This window comes from Bradyrhizobium uaiense (genome assembly GCF_010811875.1).
Taxonomy (GTDB): domain Bacteria; phylum Pseudomonadota; class Alphaproteobacteria; order Rhizobiales; family Xanthobacteraceae; genus Bradyrhizobium; species Bradyrhizobium uaiense.
This window is the reverse complement of record NZ_VKHP01000363.1, coordinates 1-7,231: the sequence shown is the minus strand read 5'-3', so window position 1 is coordinate 7,231 and position 7,231 is coordinate 1. Positions and strand designations below refer to the sequence as shown.

6 protein-coding genes are annotated in these 7,231 nt (G+C 62.2%); 1 reads left to right on the top strand and 5 read right to left on the bottom strand.

Annotated elements, in window-relative coordinates; translation table 11 throughout:
* Nucleotides 1-348: 348 nt before the first annotated feature.
* Complete coding sequence (locus tag FNJ47_RS43660; protein WP_175068504.1) at nt 349-843, top strand: RlpA-like double-psi beta-barrel domain-containing protein; 495 nt, start codon at nt 349-351, stop codon at nt 841-843.
* Nucleotides 844-897: 54 nt separating this feature from the next.
* Here the strand turns inward: FNJ47_RS43660 and FNJ47_RS43655 are convergent, their stop codons facing one another.
* From FNJ47_RS43655 to oxlT (FNJ47_RS43635), 5 genes are all read right to left on the bottom strand, one after another.
* Nucleotides 898-1,866 (bottom strand): zinc-binding dehydrogenase, encoded by a 969-nt coding sequence (locus tag FNJ47_RS43655; protein WP_163162658.1) that lies wholly within the window; start codon nt 1,864-1,866, stop codon nt 898-900.
* 177 nt (nt 1,867-2,043) lie between these two features.
* The gene (locus tag FNJ47_RS43650; protein ID WP_163162656.1) at nt 2,044-3,039 is read right to left on the bottom strand and encodes an NAD(P)H-dependent flavin oxidoreductase; all 996 of its coding nucleotides are present in this window, start codon (nt 3,037-3,039) and stop codon (nt 2,044-2,046) included.
* Nucleotides 3,040-3,289: 250 nt separating this feature from the next.
* Nucleotides 3,290-3,724, bottom strand: a complete 435-nt coding sequence (locus FNJ47_RS43645) for a CBS domain-containing protein (protein ID WP_163162654.1) — start codon at nt 3,722-3,724, stop codon at nt 3,290-3,292.
* A gap of 272 nt (nt 3,725-3,996) precedes the next feature.
* On the bottom strand, nt 3,997-5,310 hold the full coding sequence (oxlT, locus tag FNJ47_RS43640) for an oxalate/formate MFS antiporter (RefSeq protein ID WP_163162651.1): 1,314 nt from the start codon (nt 5,308-5,310) through the stop codon (nt 3,997-3,999).
* Between the two features lie 242 nt (nt 5,311-5,552).
* A complete protein-coding gene (oxlT, locus tag FNJ47_RS43635) occupies nt 5,553-6,845 on the bottom strand; it encodes an oxalate/formate MFS antiporter (RefSeq protein WP_163162649.1) in 1,293 nt (430 codons plus the stop codon).
* Between the last annotated feature and the right edge of the window lie 386 nt (nt 6,846-7,231).

The window sequence follows — 7,231 nt, the reverse complement described above, 5'->3', positions numbered from 1 at the left end:
CGCGATCACGCAGGTGAGGCCGAGTCGAGCGTGAGGAGGGTTGGCCACCCGCGCACCTCGTCGAAGATTGCGTGGATCGCCTCAATCGAGCGGGTGCGGAAAGTGACGTCGAGTCACTGTTGACTCGCTGCCGAAGAAGTTTTGTTCAGTCATGTTGCTGACGCAATCTCTGTCTTAGTCGGGCGAGAATTAAAAACACTGTGTGGGACCGCCTAGGTTCCCACGATGGTTCCGTTGCCGGAATTGGCACGAATCCGCGAAAGAATTGGCCCGCGTAACGTCTCCAAGTTCGCGACCATGTCTTGCGGAGTCGGGAACCGAACGATCGAAAAAATCAGTCAAGGAGTTATGATGCTGTTCGGCTCGAGCGCCGCAGTTTGCGGCGCCGTGGTTGCGCTCGCCATTTTTGGCCCCGCTACTGGAAGTGAAATCGCTACCGTTCATTCAAGCCACGTCGTCAATGCTGCCTGTGGAGATGCGATCGTTGGCGCAGCGTCCATGTACAATCCATTTGAGCCCGGCAAGGAGGAGGGCGGTCCGAGCACAGCCTCCGGCGAGCGCTATGATCGCTCGGTCTGGGCGGCTGCCATCAAGACAAGTCTGCGTCGGAAGTTTGGTGGGGTCGAATTCGGCGCGAGGCCGAAATATGCGCTGGTCGAGGCCGTAGGCAAGAAGGTCATCGTCAAGATCAATGATGTGGGGCCGCTCAGGCCTGGCCGTATCATTGACCTCAATGAACGGACGATGCGCTACTTCGATCCAAGCCTGGAGCGCGGAGTCATCAGCGACGTAAAGGTTAGCCCGCTTGCTGGGGATTATTGGGTTCCCGGACCGGTCGGCTGAACTCGTGCGCGAACGAGGAGGGCGGATTGCGCTGCGCCAATCCTTCCAACGCAGCTACAGCGTCACCACGATCTTGCCGAGGTGCTTGTTGGCTTCCATGTGCTCGAACGCCTTGCCGATGTCGGCGAATTTGTAGACTTGGTCGATCGGCAGCTGCAGCTTGCGCGCTTCGACCGCGGGCCAGATGTCCTTTCGCACCTCGTCGAAGATCGCGCCGATCTCCTCGATCGAGCGGGTGCGGAAGGTGACGCCGATATACTGGATGCGGCGCGCCGCGTGCAGGTCGAAATTGAAATCGCCATGGGTGCCGCCGAGCCGGCCGACATTGACGATGCGGCCTTTGACCTTGGTCGCCTTCAGGTTCTGGTTTGCGACCGGTCCCGACACCTGATCGACGATCAGATCGACGCCTTCGCCATTGGTCGCCTGCAACACCTGATCGACCCAGCCGGGATCTTTCGAGTCCACCGCGAGATCGGCGCCGAATTCCTTGAGCCGGCCGCGGCGCATCGGATCGGTCGAGGATCCCACCACGAGCTTGGCGCCCTTCAGTTTTGCGATCTGCATCGCCATCAGGCCGACGCCGGAGCTTGCGCCCTGGATCAGTACGGTCTGGCCCGGCTGCAGCGCGCCATTGGTGACGACGGCGTTGTGCATGGTGGCGAGTGCGACGGGTAGGGTAGCCGCCTCGTCGAAATTCATGTTCGAGGGCGCGCGGAACAGCCGGCCGTGATCGGCCAGCGTGTACTCGGCGAACGCCGCGCCGCCGGAGCCCATGATCTTGTCGCCGACCTTGACGCCTTTGGCATCGGGACCGAGCTCGGCGACCTCGCCGGCCCATTCCATGCCGAGCACGGTGCCGACGCCGCCGGCCGCGCCGTGGGCGTGGCCCTTGGTCATGCCGAGATCGGCGCGGTTCAGGCCGCAGGCGTGAACCTTGACCAGCACCTGCGTGCCCTTCGGGGTGGGCTTGGCGACGTCGGTGATCTCTGGGCCGTTGGCGCCGTATACGTAGGCTTTCATGAGCTTCTTCTCGTTTGTGTCGTCTGACGCGAGGTGACTCTGACTTCCGTCATCCTGAGGTGGCCGCTCCTTCAGCGGCCCTCGAAGGATGAACGGCCCCATCGGTGGCCGTCGCCCTTCGAGGCTCGCTTCGCGAGCACCTCAGGGTGACGGATAACGGTCTTTGCTCCCGCCCGCTTATTCCGCAGCCTGGCGCTTGGCGCCGGCCGTCATGCGTTCCAGCCGTTCGCGGATGATCGCTTCCGCCTCGCCGACGATGCGCGAGATGAGTTCGGCGCAGGACGGAATGTCGTGGATCAGGCCCTGCACCTGACCGGCCGACCAGATGCCTTCGTCGGCATCGCCGGTCGCGTAGACCATCTTGCCGCGGGCGCCGGCAACCAGTTCGCGGACGTCCTCGAACTTGGCGCCTTCCTTCTCCATCTGCACGACCTTGGTCGAGATCACGTTCTTGGCGACGCGCGAGGTGTTGCGCATGGTGCGGAAGATCAGCTCGGTCTCGCGCTCGTCATTGGCAACGATGCGTTCCTTCACGAGCTGATGGATCGGGCTTTCCTTGGTGCACATGAAGCGCGTGCCCATGTTGATGCCTTCGGCACCGAGCGCGAGCGCGGCGACCAGGCCGCGGGCATCGCCGAAGCCGCCCGAGGCGATCATCGGTATCTTCACCTTGTCGGCGGCGGCCGGAATCAAAATCAGGCCGGGGGTGTCGTCCTCGCCGGGATGTCCGGCGCATTCGAAGCCGTCGATCGAGATCGCGTCGGCACCCATCCGCTCGGCGGAGAGCGCGTGGCGGACGCTGGTGCATTTGTGCAGCACCTTGACGCCGTGCTTCTTGAACTCGTCGACATGTTCCTGCGGCTTGTTGCCGGCGGTCTCGACGATCTTGATGCCGCTCTCGATGATGGCCTGGCGATACTCGGCATAGGGCGGCGGCTTGATCGCGGGCAGGATGGTCAGGTTGACGCCGAACGGCTTGTCGGTCAGCTCGCGGCAGCGCGCGATTTCCTTGCGCAGATCATCCGGCGTCGGCTGCGTCAGCGCGGTGATCATGCCGAGCGCGCCGGCATTGGCGACGGCGGCAACGAGCTCTGCGCGGCCGACCCATTGCATGCCGCCCTGCACGATCGGGTGGTCGACGCCGAACATTTCGGTGAAGCGTGTCTTGATCATTCTGCCCTCGTTTCCATCAGGATTTTCCGTGTCGCGGACGGCAGCGCACGGTGTTGTTATGGGATGTCGAGGAGAAGGATGCCGTCCGGTCAGGCAAATGTCTACCAGCGACCTGCGGCGCGCCCATGCGGAAATGACGGGGCGCGGCGGTCAGGCGAGGGCGGCGCAGACAGTTTCGGTCAATTGCTCAGGCGCTGCCGATCGAGCACGCAGCGCCTGGCTGAGAGAGTAACGGATATCGAGCTGCGTGCTACGCCGGTACGGCTTGCTTGTTCAACGCGGAGGTCTCCTCGTCGAACGCGGCCGCGATGTCGCGCATGCTGACGACGCCGATCAGGCTGTAGTCGTCGATCACGGGCACATGCCGAATGTGGTGCTTGGTCATGAGATGGCGGATGTGCTCGAGTGTGTCGCTCGATGTGCACGACACCAGCTGCTGCACCGAGACGAACTGCGACACCTTCATGCTGGCGCCGGCTGCACCGTGCTCGGCGATCGCGCGCACCACGTCGCGCTCGGTGAACATGCCGGCGCAGGTGTTGCCCTCGGTGCGAACGACGTCCTTGACCACGAGCGCGCTGATATTGCTGGCACGCATCAGTTGCGCGGCGATCGCCACCGTCTCGTTCATGCGGACAGTTGCGACGCGAGGGGTCTTCTTGCGCAGGATATCTCCGACTTGCATGGCAACCTCCTTGGGGTCATCGATGAGGCGAGTCTGGTATACAAAATGCCAATTGTCAACGGGCCGCCACGGAAATCTACCACCGGTAAACAGCTTAAATAGGCAGGTTTGCTGACGTTTCGGACGATTGTGAGCGGACTTGAGCGGTCAGTTGGATCGACCATCCTCTGCGCATTGGTATCTGGTATGCCTGCGTGCGACAAAGAGAAAGAAGCGCACCGAAGTGCGTCTCTTTGGATTCCGCATCAAGATATCGGGATCAGGCTGTCTTATCAGGCTGTCTTGGCGCCCGGCGCGGTCTCGGCGGCGGCAGCCTCGTTGCCGTGGATGAAGGCGCGGCGCATCGGCTTGATCACGAACAGCGCCATCAGCGCCGCGGTGGCATTGAGGGCGACCGCGATCACGAACACCGCCTTCCAGCCATAGCTGGCGGCGACGATGCTGGCGGCCGGCACCAAGAGCGCAGCGGTGCCCTTCGCCGTGTAGAGCATGCCGTTGTTGGTGGTCGCGAACTTCGAACCGAAGGTATCGCCGCAGGTCGCCGGGAACAGCGAGTAGATCTCGCCGAAGACGCCGAAATAGACCGCAGTCGCCAGCACGAACACCAGCGGATTGTGGCCCCAGGTCGACAGCGTCAGCAGCATCAGCGCGCCGGTGCCGAACGCGATGAACATGGTGTGTTCGCGGCCGATATTGTCGGAGACCCAGCCGAAGAACGGCCGTCCGAACCCGTCGAAGATGCGGTCGAGCGAGATCGCGAAGGTCAGCGCGGCCATCTGGAAGCCGGCCAGCGAAACCGGCGTCGTCGCGATCTTGTAGTCGTGGGCGATCGGCGCGATCTGCGCCGCCGCCATCAGGCCGCCCGAGGCGACCATCACGAACACCAGATACATCACCCAGAAGATCGGGCTGCGCAGCACCTGCGGCGGCGTGAAGTCGATCTTGGTCTGCGGGAGATTGAGCTGCTTCTTCTTCGGCGGGAGCGTCACCGCGGGCTTCTGGATGAAGAAGGCGAGCAGGAACACGATCAGGCCTTGCCCGATGCCGAAATGGAAGAACGCGGTCTGATAGCCGCTCGAGGCGATCATGTTGGCGATCGGCACCACGGTGATCGCAGCACCCGCGCCGAAGCCGGCAGCAGTTGCGCCGGCGGCGAGGCCGCGGCGATCGGGAAACCATTTCAGCGCATTGCCGACACAGGTGCCGTATACCGAGCCGGCGCCGATGCCGCCGACGACAGCCGCGGCATAGAGCACGGTGAGTGAAGAGGCATAGGAGTTCAGCACCCAGGCGAGCGCGATCATGACGCCGCCGAACATGATGACGATCCGCGGACCGTATTTGTCGACGAACCAGGCCTCCACCGGCACCAGCCAGGTCTCGGTCACGACGAAGATCGTGAAGGCGAACTGGATTGACGCGCGGCCCCAGTGATGCGCGCCGTCGATCGGATCGACGAACAGCGTCCAGCCGTATTGCAGGTTCGCGATCATCGCCATGCAGACGATGCCCATGACGAGCTGCAGCCAGCGGAAGCCACTGGACGAAGGTTGAGCTTGTGTGACGGCAGTATTGCTGGAAACCATCAAATCCTCCCGAGCGCGCCTGGTCTTCGTGAGACCCGGTGTCGCAATTATTGTGGCGTATCGTCGCAAGCGCTTCGGCGGAGCTTGGTATACTATATTCCAGAAAGCAAGCCGATCTTTCTGTTGCGTCGCAACAAATCTGGCATGCCTTGGGTCGATCCGGGTTCGTCGTGGATGCCGGAAAATGAAAAACGCCCGGCGTTTGGCCGGGCGTTTTCGTCAGCGAGAGAGAGGCGACTTGCTTACGCCGGCGCCGATTTCGCGACCACGATCTTGCGCCACGGTTTGAGCACGGCGATCGCGAGCAGCGAGGCGAGGATGTTGGCGCCGGCTGCGATGATGAACACGTTGTCCCAATTGCCCGACGACTGCTGCATGTAGTTGGCGATCGGCACCAGCAGCGCGGCGGTGCCCTTCGCGGTGTAGAGCAGGCCCGCATTCGTCGTTGCGAACTTGGCGCCGAACGTGTCGGTGCAGGTCGAGGGGAACAGCGAATAGATTTCGCCCCAGGCGAAGAACACGAAGCCCGAGAGCAGCACGAACCAAACCGGATCGTGGCCCCAGAGGTAGAGCATCAAGATGCCGAAGCCTTCCATGCCGAAGGCGATGAACATCGTGTTCTCGCGGCCGATCATGTCGGAGATCCAGCCGAAGAACGGACGCGTCAGACCGTTGAGGACGCGGTCTATGGTGGCTGCGAAGGTCACGGCCGTCATCGTCACCGCCATCAGCGTGACCGGCACGCTGTCGACCTTCCAGTCGACCGCGATCGGCTTCAGGTTTGCCGTCACCATCAGTCCGCCGGCGCCGACGATCACGAACATGAAGTACATCAGCCAGAAGATCGGCTGCCGCAGCACTTCGGTTGGCTGATAGTTGCGTCGGCTCTGGATGATGTTGGCATTCGCCACGACGGCCGGGACCTGTCCGGCCTTCGGTGAGAGCAGGAAGAAAGCGAGCAGCACGATGATGATGCCCTGGCCGAGACCGAAATAGAGGAAGGTGGTCTGGAAACTGGAGTCCTTGATCATCGCCTGGATCGGCGCAACCGTGAGTGCCGAACCCGCGCCGAAGCCGGCCGCGGTGATGCCCGCGGCAAGGCCGCGCTTGTCGGGAAACCATTTCAACGCATTGCCGACGCAGGTGCCGTAGACGCCGCCGGCGCCGATGCCGGCGATGATCATGCCGAGATAGTAGCCGTTGAGCGAGGTCGCGTGCGCGTTGATCGCCCACCCGATCGCGCAGAGGATGCCGCCGATCAGCACAACGAGGCGCGGACCGTATTTGTCGACGAACCAACCTTCGACCGGCACCAGCCAGGTCTCGAACAATACAAAGAGCGTAAAGGCCCACTGGATCGACGCGCGATCCCATCCAAACTTCTTCTGGATGTCGGGGACGAAGAACGTCCATCCGTATTGATAATTTGCGATCATCACCATCGCGGCGACGCCGATCGCGAGTTGCGTCCAGCGATAGGTATCGCTGACCCGTGCGGCCGCGGAGGCCGCAGTTGCCTGAACCATGTCCGACATTCATCCTCCCAGTGCGCGCTTTGTCGTCATTCTGGTTTTGGCGCGCGCGCAATCATCTTGGTATCCGATATGCCAAGGTTCAAGCTGTCGCGGGGTCTGCGTGCGCTTATGCCGCAGAAGTCTCGCATGCGTGCGCACGCTGGTTCAGCGCGCAAAAAAAATGGCCCCGAAAAATCGGGGCCATTGGTCGAAGTTTAGTGTCAGGTCGCATCTTGCGCCGAAACAGTCTCGGCGGAGTGCGTCCGGAATCCTTGTGCCTTAGGTGTTTGGTCCCGGACTTTGATGGTGCATTCTTATCGCACGATTCGAAGGATGCGCTATGGGACAGGTTCTACACGGCTGTTCGATATGCGCTGCCAAGAGAACGGGATCGAACATCGGCTGAC

Coding starts and splice junctions, on each gene's coding strand:
- FNJ47_RS43660 (WP_175068504.1), top strand. CDS start 349: ATGATGCTGTTCGGCTCGAGCGCCGCAGTTTGCGGCGCCGTGGTTGCG.
- FNJ47_RS43655 (WP_163162658.1), bottom strand. CDS start 1,866: ATGAAAGCCTACGTATACGGCGCCAACGGCCCAGAGATCACCGACGTC.
- FNJ47_RS43650 (WP_163162656.1), bottom strand. CDS start 3,039: ATGATCAAGACACGCTTCACCGAAATGTTCGGCGTCGACCACCCGATC.
- FNJ47_RS43645 (WP_163162654.1), bottom strand. CDS start 3,724: ATGCAAGTCGGAGATATCCTGCGCAAGAAGACCCCTCGCGTCGCAACT.
- oxlT (WP_163162651.1), bottom strand. CDS start 5,310: ATGGTTTCCAGCAATACTGCCGTCACACAAGCTCAACCTTCGTCCAGT.
- oxlT (WP_163162649.1), bottom strand. CDS start 6,845: ATGTCGGACATGGTTCAGGCAACTGCGGCCTCCGCGGCCGCACGGGTC.